This is a genomic window from Methanobrevibacter sp. (assembly GCF_045539575.1).
Lineage (GTDB): Archaea > Methanobacteriota > Methanobacteria > Methanobacteriales > Methanobacteriaceae > Methanocatella.
On the sequence record NZ_JAZQFM010000028.1, the window covers coordinates 39,510 to 56,919 of the forward strand.

Sequence of the window (17,410 nt, forward strand, 5' to 3'; positions counted from 1 at the left end):
GATTAATCAGTAATTTGATTAATCTATACTAAATTACCTTGTTCATCAATTTGTGGCGGATTGTTTCTAATATCGTAGATGCTAGCACCATCATTTTGTCCGCCGATAATTTTACCGTTTGCATCGTAGTATTCATTCAATTCAGCATCATAATAGGATTGGGATGATGTTGATTGTTGTGCTTGTCCGGTTGAGGTAGCATTATTGTATGCAGCGGTACTTGCGGTAGCGTTAGCGGTTGAATTTGCTGCAGCACTGGAAGTACCTTCTTCTACAGTTACAGTTGTTTTAGCGGTACATCCGTTATATTTGTCATTTCCTTTGTAATCAACAGTCACGTCGTATTGTCCTGCTGCTTCACCTGCTATTGTAAGGAACGCTTTACCTGAATTGTCGGTAACTACGGAATATTTTTCGTTGTTGTAGGTAATGTTCACTACTTGACCTGCAACAGCCTGTCCTTGTGCATCTTTAAGTTCGAATTGAATTTGATCTCCATTCTTTAAGTTGTTTTGACTTAAAAAATTGATTTGAGTATTTAGTTTACCATCGGTTGTAGCCGGTTGGCCTAATGCGAAAGCGGCAACTGCAGCTATGATGATAACGACTAAAATTGCAATAATAATATTTTTGTTCATTATCTTACCTCCTTTATTTCTTTTCTAAAATAAGTAGGTTATATATTTTATCTATTTTTTATAAAAAAAAGGAAAGTTTTTTGTACATTTTTTAGTTTTAAAAAAAGAAAAATTGTGATTAATCAGTGTTCTGATTAATCGTAAATGGTTATTCTAGTCCGCCGTCCTCACCGATTTGAGGATGGTTGTTCTTAATGTCTTCGTAACTTGCACCGTCATTCTGTCCGCCGACAACTCTTCCGTTTGAATCATAGTTTACATTCAGTTCACTGTCATAAGTCAATTGTGAATCGGATGATGAAGATGAACTGGTATCGGTGGAGTAGCTGGAGCTGTCGTAACTGCTTGCGCTGTAATCACTGGTTGTTTGGCTTACTTCACCAAGAGTTATCTTTTGAGTTGCGGAACATCCGTTGTATTTATCATTTTCTGCAAAGCTGACGGTTATGGTATAGTTGCCTGAATCCTCATCATTTAAAACCAGACTTCCTCTTCCCTGGTCGTCTGTAATGATTGAGTATCTTTCAACATCTCCGTTGCCTTCAAATAGAATGGTCACATTCTGATTTGCAAGCGCATTTCCTTTTGCATCTTTTAGAATAAAATCTACTGAATCTCCATTCTTCAGGCTGGTATTGCCTGAAAAAGTAATTTGCGTATCTTCTTTTGCGGTATTTAGAGAAAATGCCACAAGTCCTCCAAGAATTATTAGAACTATAACTATAAGGACTATTATAATGTTTCTATTCATAAAATCACCAATGATTGTTAGTATGTATTTAATAGTATATAGGTTTTTTAAATAACTTTAAACATTTTTTTCTATTAGGTAATTTATAAATATTTTTAACAATATAGTTTTATCATAAGGAGAATTTATTATGAAGGTTTTAGTTGTTGGAACTGGTGCTCGTGAAAATGCAATAGCCGATGCTTTAAAAGATGATGTTGAGTTATACGTTTACATGAGTAAAATTAACCCTGGTATGAGCAAAATTGCTGAATTCAAACAGGGCGATGAAGGCGAAGTTGAAAAAGTAGCCGAATATGCTGTTGAAAATGACATTGACATTGCATTTATCGGTCCTGAAGCACCCCTTGGAAAAGGAATAGTTGATGAGCTTCAAAGGAATGGAATCAAATGTGTTGGACCGACCCAAAGTGCAGCAAGAATTGAAACTGACAAATCATTCATGAGGAAACTCTTTGAAGACTATGAAATTGAAGGATCACTGGTCTACAAAGTATTTGACAATTCAGATGATGTCTCTGCATTTTTAGATGAATTTGACAGGGATGTTGTAGTAAAACCTGTTGGATTGACAGGCGGTAAAGGAGTAAAAATTGTCGGAGACCACTTGAAGGACAATGAGGAAGCAAAGGAATACTCCTGTGAAGTAATTGACAATGTAATGGGAGGATTTGCTCAGGTAATCATTGAAGAAAGGTTGATTGGTGAAGAATTTACCATCCAGGCATTCTGTGACGGTGAACACTTGGCACCAATGCCTGCAGCACAGGACCATCCCCACGCATTTGAAGGGGATGTTGGAGCTATCACCGGAGGTATGGGATCATACTCTGATGTCGGTGGATTACTGCCTTTCCTGACTCAGGACGATTATGATGCTGCAGTGGAAATCATGAAAGCCACAGTTAAGGCTATTGCTGAAGAGGCTGAACCATACAAAGGAATCTTATACGGTCAGTTCATGCTCACCGCTGACGGACCAAAAATCATTGAATACAATGCAAGATTCGGTGACCCTGAAGCTATGAACGTATTGCCGCTTTTAAAAACTCCATTGGCTGACGTATGTCAGGACATTGTTGATGGAACCTTAGGTGAAGTGGAATTTGAAGACAAGGCCAGTGTCTGCAAATACATCGTGCCTGACGGTTATCCTGAAACCGAACATGCCGGCGAACTTATTGAAGTTGATGAGGAAGCTATTGAGGATATGGGCGCTAAAGTATTCTATGCAGCAGTATCTGCCGAAGAAGATGGAATTCACCTGTCCGGTTCAAGGGCATTGGGTATTGTAGCCAGCGGAGAATCCATTGAAGAGGCTGAAAAAATAGCTGAAAAGGCATGCGAATTTGTCAAGGGTAATGTTTACCACAGAAGCGATGTAGGTACCAAAGACCTTGTAAACAAGCGTGTTGAACACATGAAAGAAATTTTAAACTAAATTTCTTTTTCTTTTTTTGATATTATGAATGATGATGAGATTGAAGAGAGATATGCAAAACTTCTAAAAATCAAGGAGCATGTCGACGCAATTAAGGATGACTGGGATGAGGAAACCTTAGCGGAGCTGAAAGAGTTTTTGCATGAAAAATACTCTAATGGTGACATTCAGATTAATGCGCCGCTTTTAATTAATGCTGATTCTGAAAACGTTTCTTCTTCAAGTTCGGAGGGTTTTTTTGGCCGTGTTAGGGAGGCATTTGAAAGAGATATAGGCATTGATCCCGGAAGACTTATGGGTCTCAGTGACGGCATTTTCGGAATGGTCATGACCCTTCTGGTATTTGGTATTGCCATTCCTGAGTTGGTTGATAATTCCTATGGCAGTTTTTTATCAGCATTCATGTCTATGCTTCCGACAATAGGGGTTACAATAGTAGGTTTTGTCATCATAAGTTCATTTTGGATTTATCACCATGAGTATATGAAGATTAAAAATCTGAATATACCTTATCTGTGGATGAATATTCTGTTCCTGATTTGTTTATCATTCATTCCGTTTTCAACTTCATTGATAGGGGAATATTCTGAATTTTTCGCATCAGAGGTAGTATTTGGAGTAAACATCCTGCTTGCGATAATCTCATTCCTGCTGATGTATGTCTATGCAACAAAAAAGGGTTTTATGGAAGTTCAACCTACAAAAAAAGAAAGAGGGCATGTTTTGCTTACCATGGGAACCATCATGGGTCTGACAGTCATTGTAAATCTGTTGGATTTCAATGTATCAAGCAATTTCATTTACCTGTTCCTATTGATTCCGGTAATATCTACCATAATGGATATATGGCATAATTACAGGAATTCATAGAAACCTTTAATATATATCTTTTACAAATATTTTTTTTTATACTAATTAAGGGGATTATAATGGGTAGTTTATTGTCAGTAACAGATATCAAAGATGATGTTAAATACATTCTGGATTTGGCCAGTAAGATCAAAGCGGGTGAAGTTGAAGACAAACCTCTCGAAGGCAAGACATTAGCAATGATTTTCCAAAAGTCATCAACCAGAACCAGAGTTTCTTTTGATGTTGGAATGTATCAGTTGGGCGGAAGAGCAATATTTTTATCCTCCAATGATTTGCAGATGGGTAGAGGGGAGCCGATTTCAGACACCGCAAAAGTTTTAAGCCGTTTCGTTGATGGAATAATGATTCGTGCAATCAAGCATTCGGATGTAGAGGAGCTGGCTAAACATTCTGACGTACCTGTTATCAATGGTCTAACAGATTTGGAACACCCTTGTCAAGCCCTTGCCGACATGTTAACAATAAAAGAACATTTAGGCGATTGGGAAGGCAAAAAAATCTGTTTTGTCGGTGATGGAAATAATGTATCCAATTCCCTTTTATTAATTGCTCCATTGCTTGGCATGGACATGTCTTTAGCCTGTCCTAAAGGATATGAGCCTGATGAAAACATCCTAAAAACCGCAGAAGAATATGCAGAAGAAAACGGTACTGTAATAACCATTACCGATGATATCGGCGTAGCGCTGGAAAATGTTGATGCAGTATTTACCGATGTCTGGGTAAGTATGGGTGATGAGGCTGAAAAGGCTAAAAGAGAAAGAGATTTCGCACCATTCCAGGTTAATAATGATTTAATGAGTCTAGCTAATGATGGAGCAATATTCCTGCATTGTCTTCCTGCAATCAGAGGTCAGGAAGTAACCAGCGAAGTCATTGACGGACCTCAATCCGTAATCTATGACGAGGCTGAAAACAGAATGCACGCCCAAAAGGCTGTTTTATATTATTACATGAAAGATTAGAGTTTTACTCCAATCTCTTTTTTTTAAATTCCGCTGAACAGTGCGGATAATATAAACACAACAATCAAACCCACGCAGCAGCATCCGATCCATGCGGAGCTGTCGCTGCTTTTAGATGATGTGCTGCTTGTTGTAGTGGTGGTTGTGGTTCTTTGCTGCTGATTGTTGTTTTGATGATTATTTCGAGTTTCAAGAACTTCCACTTTTTTGGCTGTTTCCTCTTTTTTTAGAAGTGCTCCACAATTTCTGCAGTATTTAGCTTCATCCGGATTTTCTTCTCCACACTTATAACAGAACATTTAAAATCCCTCTAATTATTATTTTTAAAAATATTATTAAACCGATTCCTCCAATAAAGCCTGTGACGAATCTTAATGTATTTGTGCTTTCTCTTGGACCGAAATATTGTGTAAAACCATCAATTGCGACTGGAATCATCAATATCATTGAAATCAACAGTGTTACAATGTCATGGTTAAGCCTAAAGAAGTGGTTCCAAACCAGAAACACAACCAGTCCTGTATAAAATCCGGTGCATCTGGCACAAACAGGGAACTGATGGCCCTTTATGAAAAAGCTTCTCTCGGGAATTCTGTGACAAATGTATTTTGTTAATTCCATAATATCCTCACATGTTTAGTACATTAATATTTTTTCAATAATTATATATATTTTTGTATTCATAAGTAATCTTATAATATATAAAAAGGTTATTACAATGAGAGGCGGAGAAGCGATAATAGAATCCCTCAAAAATATGGGGGTCAAGACAATATTTGGTTATCCTGGCGGACAGACCATACCATTCTATGACATGTTATATGATGCAGACATTGATCATATACTTGTAAGACACGAACAGTGCGCAGCTCATGCAGCTGACGGTTATGCAAGGGCATCTGGTCGTGTGGGTGTGTGTTTGGCTACTTCCGGTCCTGGAGCAACCAATCTTGTAACTGGTATAGGAACAGCTTTTATGGATTCTTCTCCAATTGTGGCAATTACTGGTCAAGTTCCTACTCATTTAATTGGAAACGATGCATTTCAGGAAGCGGACATTATTGGAATTACAATGCCTATTGTAAAACATAGTTTCCAACCTAAAGACCCTGACTTAATACCTTCAATGATTAAAACCAGTTTTGAAATAGCTTCAACAGGAAGGCCTGGTCCTGTTTTAATCGATGTTCCAAAGGAAGTTCAGGAAGGGGATTTAACCAAATTCGATGACACTTTAATAGAAACACCGGGTTACAATCCGACAATTAAAGGAAACATAAGACAAGTCAAAAAGGCTCGCGATTTAATAAAAGAAGCCAAAAAACCTTTAATATTGGCTGGAGCCGGTGTAATTATATCAAATGCATGCTGTGAGCTAACAAAATTAGCAAAAACTATTAATGCTCCGGTAATGACTTCACTTTTAGGAAAAGGTGCATTCGATGAAACTGACGATTTGGCATTGGGCATGCTTGGTATGCACGGAAGAAAGGTTTCCAACGATTACATTAACGAATCTGATTTATTAATTGCAATTGGTGTAAGGTTCTCAGACAGGACAACAGGAAGACTTGACAGCTTTGTTCCTGAAACAAAAGTAATTCACATTGATATAGATCCTGCAGAAATTGGTAAAAACGTCGATGTTGACCTGCCTATTGTAGGGGATGCCCGCAATATTTTATCTTCATTGAATGAAGTTTTAAACGGTTATAATCCGTCAGCGGAAGTTAACGATTGGGCTGACATGATTAAGGCAAAAAAAATTGAGTTACGTCCTCGCGTTACCTATGATGATGTTCCTTTAAAACCGCAGACTGTTATAAAAGAAATTTCAGAGGCTTTAAGTCCTGAATCAATACTGACAACTGATGTGGGTCAAAACCAAATGTGGGCGGCACATTTCTTCGACACCCAAAAACCGCGCAAATTCATATCCTCCGGAGGACTTGGAACAATGGGATTCGGATTCCCTGCAGCTATCGGTGCAAAAATAGCATGTCCGGAAGACCCGGTTGTTTCAATAAATGGGGACGGCGGATTTTTAATGGTTTGTCAGGAATTGGCTACCATTCGTGAATATGACCTGCCTGTCATTGCAGTTGTTTTGGAAAACAGGACATTGGGTATGGTATATCAATGGCAAAGCCTGCTGTATAATGAAAGACATTCCCAAACATTGCTTGGAAACAGTCCTGACTTTGTAAAGCTTGCCGAAAGTTTTGGTGTTAGTGCAGAAAGAATCACCGAACCTGGAGAGACCAAGGACGCTTTAGCAAAAGCAATTAAAGATAATGAACCGGTTCTATTGGATATTGTAATTGACTCTGAAGAGGCGCTGCCTATGCTTCCTCCTGGAGCTGGAATAAATGAGATGATTGGTGAGTACAAACTCGAGAAGGATGTGATCTAATGACATTAAAATATCATGTTATTTCCACACTGGTTGAAGACAAGCCGGGGGTCTTGCAGAAGGTTGCCGGAATGTTTAACAGAAGAGGATTCAACATTGACAGTATCACAGTGGGAAATTCTGAAGTTGAAGGTTTGTCACGTATGGTTATTACAGTTCATGCGGATGAGAAAGGTTTGGAGCAGGTTACAAAACAATTAAATAAATTGATTGATGTTATCAAGATTAAAGATATTACTAAAAAAGCTGTTAAAAGGGAATTGTGCCTTGTCAAGGTAAATATTCCTAATGCGAAAGCAAGAGCAGAAATAATGCAATATTCTAATATTTTCAGAGCTCACATTTTGGATGTTACTGAAGAAACACTGATGGTTGAGCTTACTGGGGATAAGGAGAAAATCAATGCATTCATATCTTTATTGGAGGGCTATGGCATTAAAAGAATAGCCCGTACTGGCCTGACAGCTATGTCAAGGGGAGTATAAGTATGACTATATTGGAAAATGTATTAAAAGACAACAAGGAATTCGTAGAAAACTTTGAAGGCGAAGAAATGTCTCACCATGCAGCTAAAAAATTAGCTATTTTGACATGTATGGACTGCAGATTAATTGACTTTTTTGAACCGGCACTCGGTCTTAAAAGAGGAGATGCAAAAATCGTTAGAAACGCAGGAAACTCCATTGTAGGTGAAGATGCAATCAGATCAATCGGTGCAGCTTTATACAACCTTGGTGCTGAAGAAGTAATGGTTGTAGGTCACACTGAATGTGGTATGGCTGGTGCTGATGCAGAAGCATTAAAAGAAAAAATGCTTGCAAGAGGCATCAAGGAAGAGGATATTGCAAAATACGACCTTGAAGAATGGATTGGCGGATTTGAATCAGAAGAAGAAAACGTCAAAAACGTTGTTGAAAAAATCAAAAATCACCCATTGATTCCTGATGTGCCTGTACACGGCCTCATCATCGATATCGTAACAGGTGAGTTAAAAGTTTTAGTTGATGGTTATTAAAACCATCTATCTATTTTTTTATTTTTATCAGGCTTTTTCCTGAAATGCTGTAGTTTTTATTTCCTGATGAAATAATCACTTTATGATTGCCTATTTTTAATTTTTTAGTGTTTATTTTAGCTATTCCTTTTTTATTTGTCTTGACGGCATATGTCTTGAATTTTTTGCCTGTAAACACTTTAATTTTGACTTTAACATTTGAAAGCATTTTTTTGGTTTCCTTATTTTTAATGCTTACCTTGAAATATCCTGATTTTTTGTATTTTTTTACCACTTTTGGAGCTTTAACAATGGTATTGGCTTTTTGAATACTGATTGAAGTTGTTTTCATGATTTCTCCACCGATGATTACCTGAATTTTGTGAACTCCGGCATTGAGGTTTGTTGGAATTTCAAAAATCACATTTCCTGAGGAATCTGTTTTTTCAGTGTAAGTCTTGCAGCTTTTGCCAGTAAACACTTTGAAGGTGACAGCCAAATCTGACAAATCACCGCTGCGGCTTCCTGCTGTTTTCACTTCTAAAAAGCTATTAATTTTTGAATATTTATTGAACTTAAAGTCTTTGATTAATTTAATGTCGGATGCTATCGGATGCACAGTTAAATTGAGCTGCATGAGATTTGTTTGTGTGTGCATGAAATTTAATCTTGCAGTCTCATAATATATTTCAAGATTTAATTCTCCGATTTCATCGAGGGTATAATTCGCATTTCCGTTTTCATCTGTAAAAATCCAAACTGTTGAACCCCTATCTGGATTTCTGACGCATAGTCTCATATTTGAAATAGGGTTTCCTTTATGGTCTTTCACGTTAATGGTAATGTTGTCATTAAGGCGGTATGTAATTGTTTCATCGAAGTTTATAATGTAAATGGTTTCAACATTGATGTCTTCGCCGCTGATTTCGTATTTTCCGCTATTGTTGATGAAATATGAGTTTTCAGCGGTGTATGATGTATTCACAAAGCACGGATAGTACTTTTCAATCACGGTTCCATTTTCCAATGAATGATATGGTTCTTCTGTAATTGTTTTGATTGTATCGGTTATGTTGCCTTCATTGTAAAATACTGAATTGCAAATGTTTAAATTTGAGAAAAACAATTCCATGATTGTTTTATTGAAATTGGAATTGTTTGCTTTAATATTTGTATCAGTTGTTTTAATTTCACACTTTTCAATGGATGAATTCTGAATTATCAGATTGGACGGCCTGGATCCGATATTTTCATAAAATCCGAAAGTGGAGTTGTTGACGGTACTGTCATTTAAAACCACATTGCATCCTTTGGCGTAATATCCCGCCTGAAATTTAAGCTGGGAGTTATTTAAAACAGATTCCTCAAAACTGATGTCAGTGTAGCCAAGGTCAATTTCAGGATTGGAGAATGATGTGCCGTTAATGTTGACAATATCTGAATGTCCGTTTAATTTAGCATTGCTGAATTCTGAGCCGCTTATGTTGATGCTGTAGTAGGATAGTGAAAGGTCTGAATTGATGATGCTTGAATTAATCAGGTCCAGGCTGTTTTTTACAAAAACTCTGGAACTTCCAACAATATGAACATATATATTGACATTTGAAATAATTTTTGAACTGTAAAAACTGCAGTTTGTTACTTTTGAATAGTAATTGCAGTTTGTCACGTCATATAGGTTCAATACAATCTTTGATTCATTAAAAATACAATTGTCAAAGCTATTGTCCAATTCCTTGCTTGTGAAATTTGTATTTATGAATCTGCAGTCTAAAAAGTCCATTTTGTGACGGCTTATCAGGTTCAAATCCTTAAATGTAATGTTTTTGAAGATGATGTGTTTTCCTGTATTTTTGATGTCATAAATGTCCTTTGGAATTATTATGGTTCTGTTATAGTCACTCTCAGGTTCCTTTTCGACATCCAAAAACAATGTTGAATTTTTCCCATCGATAACTGTCTTTCCTGATGTTCCCTCAATGGAAACGGATTTATTTAAATGAAGATGTGTTTCATTTTTAGGGTTCAGTTCGTATGTTTTTTCATCAAGCTTCACAACTCCATTGTCTTCACATTCATCTATTAAATTTGCAATATCGCCGTCATCAGTAATATTTTCTGATGCGGACACGATTCCTGCGCATAAAAACAAAATAAATGAGAATGCAATGACAGAATATAATCTTTTAATAATATCACCCACTAATTATCGTGTACTATATATTACAATTATTGTATATAAAAATTCATATTTTAAGTTACTTTTATAAATATAAAAATTCATATTTATTAATTGATATTTTATTGATATCGTTAACTTTTATTAAATTATAGACGAGATGATTTTAAATGAAAATGTATTACGATGCAGATGTAAATACAGATGCTCTTGAAGGTAAAACCATTGCAGTTATCGGATATGGTTCCCAAGGAAGAGCACAATCTAGAAACATGGCTGACAGTGGAGCTAATGTTATTGTTGGTGTAAGAGAAAACGGTAGTTCTTGGAACTTAGTTCAAGAAGATGGAATGACTGTAAAAACCATCGAAGATGCAGCTAAAGAAGCTGACATCATTCACATCTTATTGCCTGATGAAATTCAAGAAAAAGTATACAACGAACAGATTGCACCTTATGTTGAAGCTGGAAACACCATTTCATTCTCTCACGGTTACAACATTCACTTTGAATTAATCAAACCTGGTGAAGACGTAAACATCGTAATGTTTGCACCAAAAGGACCAGGATCCATGGTAAGAAGAACTTACGAAGAAGGATTCGGTATCCCTGGTTTAGTAGCAGTACAACAAGATGCTACCGGTGACGCTTTACAACTTGCATTAGGTATGGCAAAAGCTTGCGGATTAACCAAAGCTGGTGTATTGGAAACCACTTTCAAAGAAGAAACCGAAACTGACTTATTCGGTGAACAAACCGTATTATGCGGTGGAATCACTGAATTGATCAATGCAGGATTCACCACTTTAGTTGAAGCAGGATACCAACCTGAAATCGCTTACTTCGAAACCTGTCACGAAGTAAAACTCATCGTTGACTTAATCTATGAAAAAGGTTTCGCTGGAATGTGGCATGATGTAAGTAACACTGCTGAATATGGTGGTTTAACCAGAGGTAAAAAAATCATTACCGATGAAGCTAGAGAAGGTATGAAAGAAACATTAAAACAAATCCAAGACGGTACCTTCAAGAAAGAATGGGCTGATGAAAACATTACCGACGGCGCTAACTTAAAAGAAATGAGAGCTGAACAAAATCAAAGAGACATTGAAATTGTCGGTGAAAGATTAAGAAAAGCTTGTGGATTACAAAAAGACGATTAAGTCTTTTTATTTTCTTTTTTTTATTTTAAAATTTTTTTTCGTGATGATCATGGTGTTTATCGGGATGGACCATGGAACTACAGGAATCTCTTTTTGTTTGATGTCTGATGAAGGCAAGGTTATTGATGTTTTTAAAATAGGAAGAGAGGAAAGTAAGAAAGGTTTAGTTTCAGCAACTGAGGAACTTGCGAAACGTGTTGATTTTGAAGATGTAAAATTGATGGCCATTACCTATGCTATGGGCGACGGTATCAATAAGATTCTTCCGACCGATAAGGTGGAAGACAGGGGAATTTTATCAATCAATGGGGCCGGCAAGGTCACCGGCGGAGGAACATCTGTTTTTTCTGAGCTTGAACAGTTGGATATTGATTCAATAATGATTCCAGGTCTTCATAAGGATTCAACTTCTTTAAACGAATTGTTTAGAGCGGCTTATTCTCACCAGGCAAGTCCCGAAAAGGTTAGCATTTCATACAATGCAGTAAAGGAAACCGGATGGTCCAATTTTATTGTAGCGGATATCTCATCTAACAGTGTGGATATCCTAATTGAAAATGGAAAGATTAAAGGAGCTATGGATGCTTGCGTTGGTGCAATGGGCATTGTCCATGGACCAATAGACCTTGAAATGATTAGAAACATTGACGAGAACGGTGCATCAGCAAATGACTGCTTTTCACATGCAGGAGCTATCAAGATAGCGGGCATTGACGGCAAGGTCGCCAACATGAAAGATCAGCTTTTGGAAAATTACAAAAAAGGTGATGAGAAAGCGAAACTTGCTATCGATACATTGATAATGACCGTAGCCATGGAAATAGCGGGTCTTGATGTGGTCTGTGAAAATGAAATTGAAGGTATAGTTTTAACAGGTTCAATTGGAAGCGCAACAGAGCCATTCAATTTTGAAGATGAAATCAACAGGTATTTCAAAAACAGGTATGAGTTGAAAGTAATTTCAAAAGAATCTGGAGCTATAGGCGCAGCTCAAATAGCGATGGATGTTTACAACGGTAAAAAAGAGATTTTAGGAATTGAAGTTGATATTTAATTCCTATTTTTTGTCTTCTTTTAAACTGACAAATACGACATTTCCGCCTTTGATAGTTTCAAGGCCGTTTTCATTTTCAAGGACTAGATTTAAATAATTATCAATAGCAATTATTTTTCCTTCACTGCGATTATTGTCTCTTAAATCAACACTAACGTACTTATTTTTAAACTGTGCAAAAAGTTTGTTTACATTATCTTGTTCACGACTCATTTTTTCAAATCCTTGAATATTCTATTTGTTATATTGATATTTCAACTTTAAATACTTTAATGTTCTAAATATTATTATGGCAATAAATCAATTAGAAAGTAATTTAGAAGCTATTACTCGTACAATAGCTCAATTAAAAAAAGACGGATGTACAGATGAAAAGATTTTAAACGAGCTTAGAGAAGAAAGAGAAAAAATACTTAAAGATTTAAATTTATAAGTATTTTAACTTATCCATTCTTTTAATAAACTCATATCACTTGTTAAATCTATTTTTAATGGTGTTACTGTAGTTTTTTGAGCTCTACGCAATTCATAACCATCACTGCCAGGCTTATCCAAATCATAGGGGTCGCCACCAATCCAGTAATATGGCTTGTCACGGGGATCCAGGCGCTTTTCGATGACTGGTAAATACATCCTCTTTCCGAGTTTGACGACTTCAAATTCTTCATTTATAGGGTTTGCTGGAATGTTGACATTCAAAAGGTCAATTCCTTCAGGTAAGCCTTTTTTTAATATTATTTTAGCTAATTTTTTAAGCATTTTTCCTGCAAAATCAAAATCGATTCCAACTTCTCCTGTGATAAACTTGATTTTGTCATTTGTCACTTCCTGTGAAATTGCAATTGTTGGAATTCCAAAACTGGCAGCCTCAATAGCGGCTCCAAGGGTTCCGGATGTTGTCAGTTCTGCCTGGCCTAGATTATATCCGGTATTGATTCCTGAAATCATTATGTCTGGCTTTTCATCCATTATTTCAAAAAGTGCAAGGGTCACGGCATCTGTCGGTGTTCCTGTTACTCCATAGCCTAAACTTCCATCTCTTAATGTGTGTTCATTGACCCTTAAAGGTTCAGTTAATGTTAATGCATGCCCTATTCCACTCTGCTGTGTTTCAGGAGCAACTACATAAGTGTCACATAAATCTTCAACCGCTTTTTTTGAAGCCAGTATTCCTGACGCTGTTATTCCGTCATCATTACTTATCAATGCTTTCATATATAAAATAAGGCATTTTATTTTTTAAATAATTTTAGGTTGACCACCGATATAAAAAACTTTAATAATAATTTCAATTATAAAATATAATATTAATATTCTATGAAAAAACACACACGGGTGGAAACTTGGAAAAACCACAATTGATTAATTTTATAGCAAAAGTAATGGAGGACTCTGGTTTCAAGGTTTATAAGAATTTCAAAACCTCTCAGAAAGTTGTAGACATATATGCTGTATTGCCAACTACAATTGGAGATTTTGGAGTTGTTGTTGCTTGTAAAAACTATGACAAAGACTTTGAAATTGGTGTAGATGTTTTAAAAGAAATGGAAGATGTCCAGCAAAGTTTAAAGGCTTCTAAAGTAACTATCGTATCTTCTTCATATTTCTCTAATCAGGCACAAAACTATGCACTTAGAAAAAATATTAAACTGGTCGATAGGGACAATTTGCTTGACCTTGCCAAACGTTACCAGGACAGGACTTCACAAACCACTTTGGATAATACTCCTTATGACGGTGGCGCATCAGCTTATCTTGAAGAGGAATACGGTGACTATGAATATGATGCCTATGATATGGAGTATTTGATGCAGAGAAGAGAAGCTCATCCAAATGTCTACAAGAGTTCATTGTACAGGCAGGATTATGACCAAAGGTCTTCCGGTGGGGGTTTGTCATCCCTATTGAGTAATTTTAGAAGGCCTTCCGGAGGGTCACTTTCTTCAAGTCAATCAAATTTATATAACTATGATGCTCCTAGAGGGTCAGGTTTCGATCCAATCCTATTTAAATTAATCAACAACCCGATAATCTTAATAATTTTGGTTGTAATTATTTCATATGCCCTTGCATATCTATTTGGAAACCTTTTAGGTATGGATGCAGGTATCAGTGGTTTAATTGAGATGGTTGTAGCTTTACTTCTGTCTTACGGTTTGTCTTTCTATACAGAAAGAAACACAGACTTTATTATCAAAGGAACATTCATATTCTTTATTTCATTAATCATTTTAATTATATTAATCTTTGTTTAGTTTGATATAATTAAAATTTATCAATATTAAAATAAAGCCTATTAAATATAAGAACCAAATCATGATGTCTGTTGGCCCGGTTTCTATCCAAATCAATGTGTGTGTTAAGATTATGGAATAGATGCCAACACCAATTCCTTTTTTTAATTTATGTACCATTCCCAGAAAAGCTCCCATAAACAGCATTTGAACTGTAAGGCCTATCAATCCGAAATCAAGGCATACCGGTCCGAAGAGTGTTGATGTAAGACATACATTGTCTGAAAGCACGTACTGGCCGATAAAGGTTCTAGGACTTCCTGAAGAGAATATCATGCTTAGGATATGTCCGTGTGTTGTTCCTGATAGCGGCAGGATTCTTTCAAACACTTCAAGGGTGAAGGCTGCCCTGTAAAAAACAAGCTCAACAGGATTCAATGTCCAGTGTTGAGTAGCTATTGACTGGGATGCGATATATCCTATTGCCATTATTCCAACGACAATTATTGCGATAAATGCAATTCCCACTTTTCTAGATATTTTTTCAAGGTAGAATAATGTTATAAATGAGCTTCCAAGGATTCCCAAAACTGAAGTCCTGTATCCGTTCAAACCAAATATCACGGCTCCGAGAAGGACCAGAAGCAGATATTTTCTGTCGTAGTATTTGGCAAGAAGAACGTTTATCATTATCAGGAAAAGCGGATATGCAACTCTCCAGATGTTGGTTGTTGCATTTGATTTCAATACGCTGTTGAAAAGTGGAATGCCTCCGATTAAAACAAGGTTTAAAGCCTGCAATATTAATGCAACAATAACGAGGCCCACTAGAAGTTTTTCTGATAGGAAATTTATTTCCTTGGTGTTTTCAACATTGATTTTGTATTTCACGATGAATGCGCCTATGGTAAAGACTGCACAGGCAAATACAATTGTCAGTATGACTTCCAAATCCAGCGGGTCCTCAAATCTGTAGTTGAATGAACCGATGTATCCCATCAACAGGAATGCCAGAATGGCTACAACTACAATGAACGGCTGAAAGTAATCCAGTTTTTCAAGCTTCATTTTATCCTCCCAGTTCTAAAGATGATATCGCAAGGTTTCCTCCGAAGTTAGGCATTGCTGCTACATGTGTGTGAACATAACTTGCAAGCGTATTTCTTTCCATAAATCCATCCTGGTTATTGTATGATCCTTTTCCACGAAGGATATTGAATGCCATAGGATGTCTGATGTTGTTTTCATCAACAATGACTTTTGAATAATGGAATTCATGGCCATGGAACTTCTCACCCTTTTTGGAAATGATATTGTCCTGGGTTACTTCGGCTATTGTGTATTTCAGTGCCTGCACCCTTTTTGTGAGGACTGACTTGTAGGGATATACGCTTACCATTTTATCATCATGTATGGAATTCATAAGGTACATCAAACCGCCGCATTCGGCAAAGATAGGCCTGTCCTCCAGGTGGAACTGCTTGATTTCCTTAAGCATGTTTTCATTTTTCGACAGCTGCTTTGAAAAGAGCTCCGGATATCCTCCGCCGATGTACAGTCCATCAACATCAGGCAATCCCTCATCCTTCAGTGGTGAGAAATATTCGATTTTTGCGTTGTTTGCCTCTAAGGATTCTATATTTTCCTTATAATAAAAATTAAATACTTCATCAAAAGCAACTCCGATTTTAACTGGCTGTTTATTTAACTTATTCCAAATCGGAACAATATCTGATGTGATTTTCGGAGCGGATTTTGCGATTTCAACCAATCTGTCGAGGTCAATTGAATTTTTGATGACTTCACTCCAGATGTCGATGAATTTCAATGAATTTTCCCTTTCAACTGCAGGAACAAGTCCCAAATGTCTCTGTTCAATTGAGATATTTTCGTCACGTACAATTCCGCCGATGACCTCTGTATTGGTAATCTCTTCAATTGAACGCTTGGTTTTCTCGTAGTGTGCCTTGTTTTTAACTTTATTCAGAATGACTCCAGCAATATTTATTTCAGGATCTAATGCCTTAAAGCCCAATACCAATGCTGCGGCACTTTTAACCAGACTTCGAGAATTTATGATTAGGATAACAGGAGCTTTAAGTGATTTTGCAACAGAAGCGGTACTTCCAATGTCATTGATTGAGTCAATTCCTTCGTACAGTCCTCTAACTCCTTCAATAACTGCAATGTCTTTGCCTTCCATGCCTTTTAAAAACGCATCCCTGACCTGGCCCTGTTGCATGAAAAATGAATCCAGGTTTCTGGAGGTATTTCCGGTAGCCAATGTGTGGTAGGACGGATCGATGTAGTCCGGTCCAACTTTGAACGGTTGCACATTATACTTTTCACTTAATGCCTTCATTATTCCGGTGGCTATTGTTGTCTTTCCGACGGCACTGCCGGTTCCTGCTAAAATAATTCTCATGATATAAGTATTTATTAGCGGTATTTTATTAAATTATCGGGGAAAATTAATAATTTTGCAATATTTTTTTCTGGGCTGATTTTAAGCACATTTTGAAAATATATGAATTAGAAAGGTTTAATCCATTCTATTCTTATTTTTTATGTATATTTACAAAAACAATAACTGCTATTTTTCTTAATCAATTGATTTAATTTCATAACCAATCAATTATTTAAAAATTTAATCATCAACTGCTATTTTAATGAAGTCCATAATCATTTAAAATTAACTTATTTTT

General features: G+C 36.5%; 19 protein-coding genes. 10 read left to right on the forward strand and 9 right to left on the reverse strand.

From position 1 onward, the window contains the following. Positions 1–23: 23 nt before the first annotated feature. Complete coding sequence (locus ACKI30_RS02975; protein WP_407409760.1) at positions 24–638, reverse strand: Ig-like domain-containing protein; 615 nt, start codon at positions 636–638, stop codon at positions 24–26. 148 nt (positions 639–786) lie between these two features. Further along, a complete protein-coding gene (locus ACKI30_RS02980) occupies positions 787–1,389 on the reverse strand; it encodes a hypothetical protein (RefSeq protein ID WP_407409762.1) in 603 nt (200 codons plus the stop codon). Between the two features lie 130 nt (positions 1,390–1,519). Between ACKI30_RS02980 and purD the strand changes: the two genes are divergently transcribed. The 3 genes from purD to argF are packed head-to-tail and all read left to right on the forward strand — an operon-like array spanning position 1,520 to position 4,668. Further along, positions 1,520–2,830, forward strand: a complete 1,311-nt coding sequence (gene purD / locus ACKI30_RS02985; RefSeq protein WP_407409764.1) for a phosphoribosylamine--glycine ligase — start codon at positions 1,520–1,522, stop codon at positions 2,828–2,830. A gap of 24 nt (positions 2,831–2,854) precedes the next feature. Continuing rightward, positions 2,855–3,700, forward strand: coding sequence for a TMEM175 family protein (locus ACKI30_RS02990; protein ID WP_407409766.1), 846 nt, complete (start codon positions 2,855–2,857; stop codon positions 3,698–3,700). A gap of 59 nt (positions 3,701–3,759) precedes the next feature. Next, complete coding sequence (gene argF / locus ACKI30_RS02995; RefSeq protein WP_407409768.1) at positions 3,760–4,668, forward strand: ornithine carbamoyltransferase; 909 nt, start codon at positions 3,760–3,762, stop codon at positions 4,666–4,668. Between the two features lie 23 nt (positions 4,669–4,691). Here the strand turns inward: argF and ACKI30_RS03000 are convergent, their stop codons facing one another. Further along, complete coding sequence (locus tag ACKI30_RS03000) at positions 4,692–4,967, reverse strand: zinc-ribbon domain-containing protein (RefSeq protein ID WP_407409770.1); 276 nt, start codon at positions 4,965–4,967, stop codon at positions 4,692–4,694. Continuing rightward, positions 4,954–5,289: a DUF2085 domain-containing protein gene (locus ACKI30_RS03005; RefSeq protein ID WP_407409772.1), complete on the reverse strand. Its 336-nt coding sequence runs from the start codon at positions 5,287–5,289 to the stop codon at positions 4,954–4,956. The genes ACKI30_RS03000 and ACKI30_RS03005 overlap by 14 nt, the downstream gene beginning before the upstream one ends. Positions 5,290–5,386: 97 nt before the next feature. Between ACKI30_RS03005 and ACKI30_RS03010 the strand changes: the two genes are divergently transcribed. From ACKI30_RS03010 to ACKI30_RS03020, 3 genes are read left to right on the forward strand one after another with little or no spacing between them, the layout of a single operon-like run. Next, positions 5,387–7,081 (forward strand): acetolactate synthase large subunit, encoded by a 1,695-nt coding sequence (locus ACKI30_RS03010; protein WP_407409774.1) that lies wholly within the window; start codon positions 5,387–5,389, stop codon positions 7,079–7,081. Next, a complete protein-coding gene (gene ilvN / locus ACKI30_RS03015; protein WP_407409776.1) occupies positions 7,081–7,566 on the forward strand; it encodes an acetolactate synthase small subunit in 486 nt (161 codons plus the stop codon). Before ACKI30_RS03010 ends, ilvN begins: the two co-directional genes overlap by 1 nt. 2 nt (positions 7,567–7,568) lie before the next feature. Further along, positions 7,569–8,096 (forward strand): carbonic anhydrase, encoded by a 528-nt coding sequence (locus tag ACKI30_RS03020; protein ID WP_292738871.1) that lies wholly within the window; start codon positions 7,569–7,571, stop codon positions 8,094–8,096. 10 nt (positions 8,097–8,106) lie between these two features. On the opposite strand, the gene ACKI30_RS03025 is transcribed toward ACKI30_RS03020, so the two are convergent. After that, complete coding sequence (locus ACKI30_RS03025; protein ID WP_407409778.1) at positions 8,107–10,278, reverse strand: hypothetical protein; 2,172 nt, start codon at positions 10,276–10,278, stop codon at positions 8,107–8,109. Between the two features lie 146 nt (positions 10,279–10,424). On the opposite strand from ACKI30_RS03025, the gene ilvC reads away from it, so the two are divergent. Then, positions 10,425–11,417: a ketol-acid reductoisomerase gene (gene ilvC, locus ACKI30_RS03030; RefSeq protein WP_292738875.1), complete on the forward strand. Its 993-nt coding sequence runs from the start codon at positions 10,425–10,427 to the stop codon at positions 11,415–11,417. Positions 11,418–11,466: 49 nt separating this feature from the next. Then, positions 11,467–12,471, forward strand: a complete 1,005-nt coding sequence (locus ACKI30_RS03035; RefSeq protein WP_407409780.1) for a methanogenesis marker 12 protein — start codon at positions 11,467–11,469, stop codon at positions 12,469–12,471. Positions 12,472–12,474: 3 nt separating this feature from the next. Here ACKI30_RS03035 and ACKI30_RS03040 read toward each other — a convergent pair whose 3' ends face one another. Then, entirely contained in the window at positions 12,475–12,684 is a 210-nt protein-coding gene (locus ACKI30_RS03040) for an LSM domain-containing protein (protein ID WP_407409782.1), read from the reverse strand. A 76-nt stretch (positions 12,685–12,760) separates the two neighbouring features. On the opposite strand from ACKI30_RS03040, the gene ACKI30_RS03045 reads away from it, so the two are divergent. After that, the gene (locus ACKI30_RS03045) at positions 12,761–12,904 is read left to right on the forward strand and encodes a hypothetical protein (RefSeq protein WP_165814077.1); all 144 of its coding nucleotides are present in this window, start codon (positions 12,761–12,763) and stop codon (positions 12,902–12,904) included. Between the two features lie 5 nt (positions 12,905–12,909). Here ACKI30_RS03045 and surE read toward each other — a convergent pair whose 3' ends face one another. Beyond that, complete coding sequence (surE, locus tag ACKI30_RS03050) at positions 12,910–13,686, reverse strand: 5'/3'-nucleotidase SurE (protein WP_407409785.1); 777 nt, start codon at positions 13,684–13,686, stop codon at positions 12,910–12,912. Positions 13,687–13,814: 128 nt separating this feature from the next. On the opposite strand from surE, the gene ACKI30_RS03055 reads away from it, so the two are divergent. Continuing rightward, positions 13,815–14,726, forward strand: coding sequence for a restriction endonuclease (locus ACKI30_RS03055; RefSeq protein ID WP_407409787.1), 912 nt, complete (start codon positions 13,815–13,817; stop codon positions 14,724–14,726). On the opposite strand, the gene ACKI30_RS03060 is transcribed toward ACKI30_RS03055, so the two are convergent. Together ACKI30_RS03060 and cfbB are read right to left on the reverse strand one after the other, a co-directional pair. After that, positions 14,712–15,773, reverse strand: coding sequence for an oligosaccharide repeat unit polymerase family protein (locus ACKI30_RS03060; RefSeq protein WP_407409789.1), 1,062 nt, complete (start codon positions 15,771–15,773; stop codon positions 14,712–14,714). The two genes, ACKI30_RS03055 and ACKI30_RS03060, sit on opposite strands and share 15 nt — an antisense overlap. Position 15,774: 1 nt before the next feature. Next, positions 15,775–17,130 (reverse strand): Ni-sirohydrochlorin a,c-diamide synthase, encoded by a 1,356-nt coding sequence (gene cfbB / locus ACKI30_RS03065; protein ID WP_407409791.1) that lies wholly within the window; start codon positions 17,128–17,130, stop codon positions 15,775–15,777. Between the last annotated feature and the right edge of the window lie 280 nt (positions 17,131–17,410).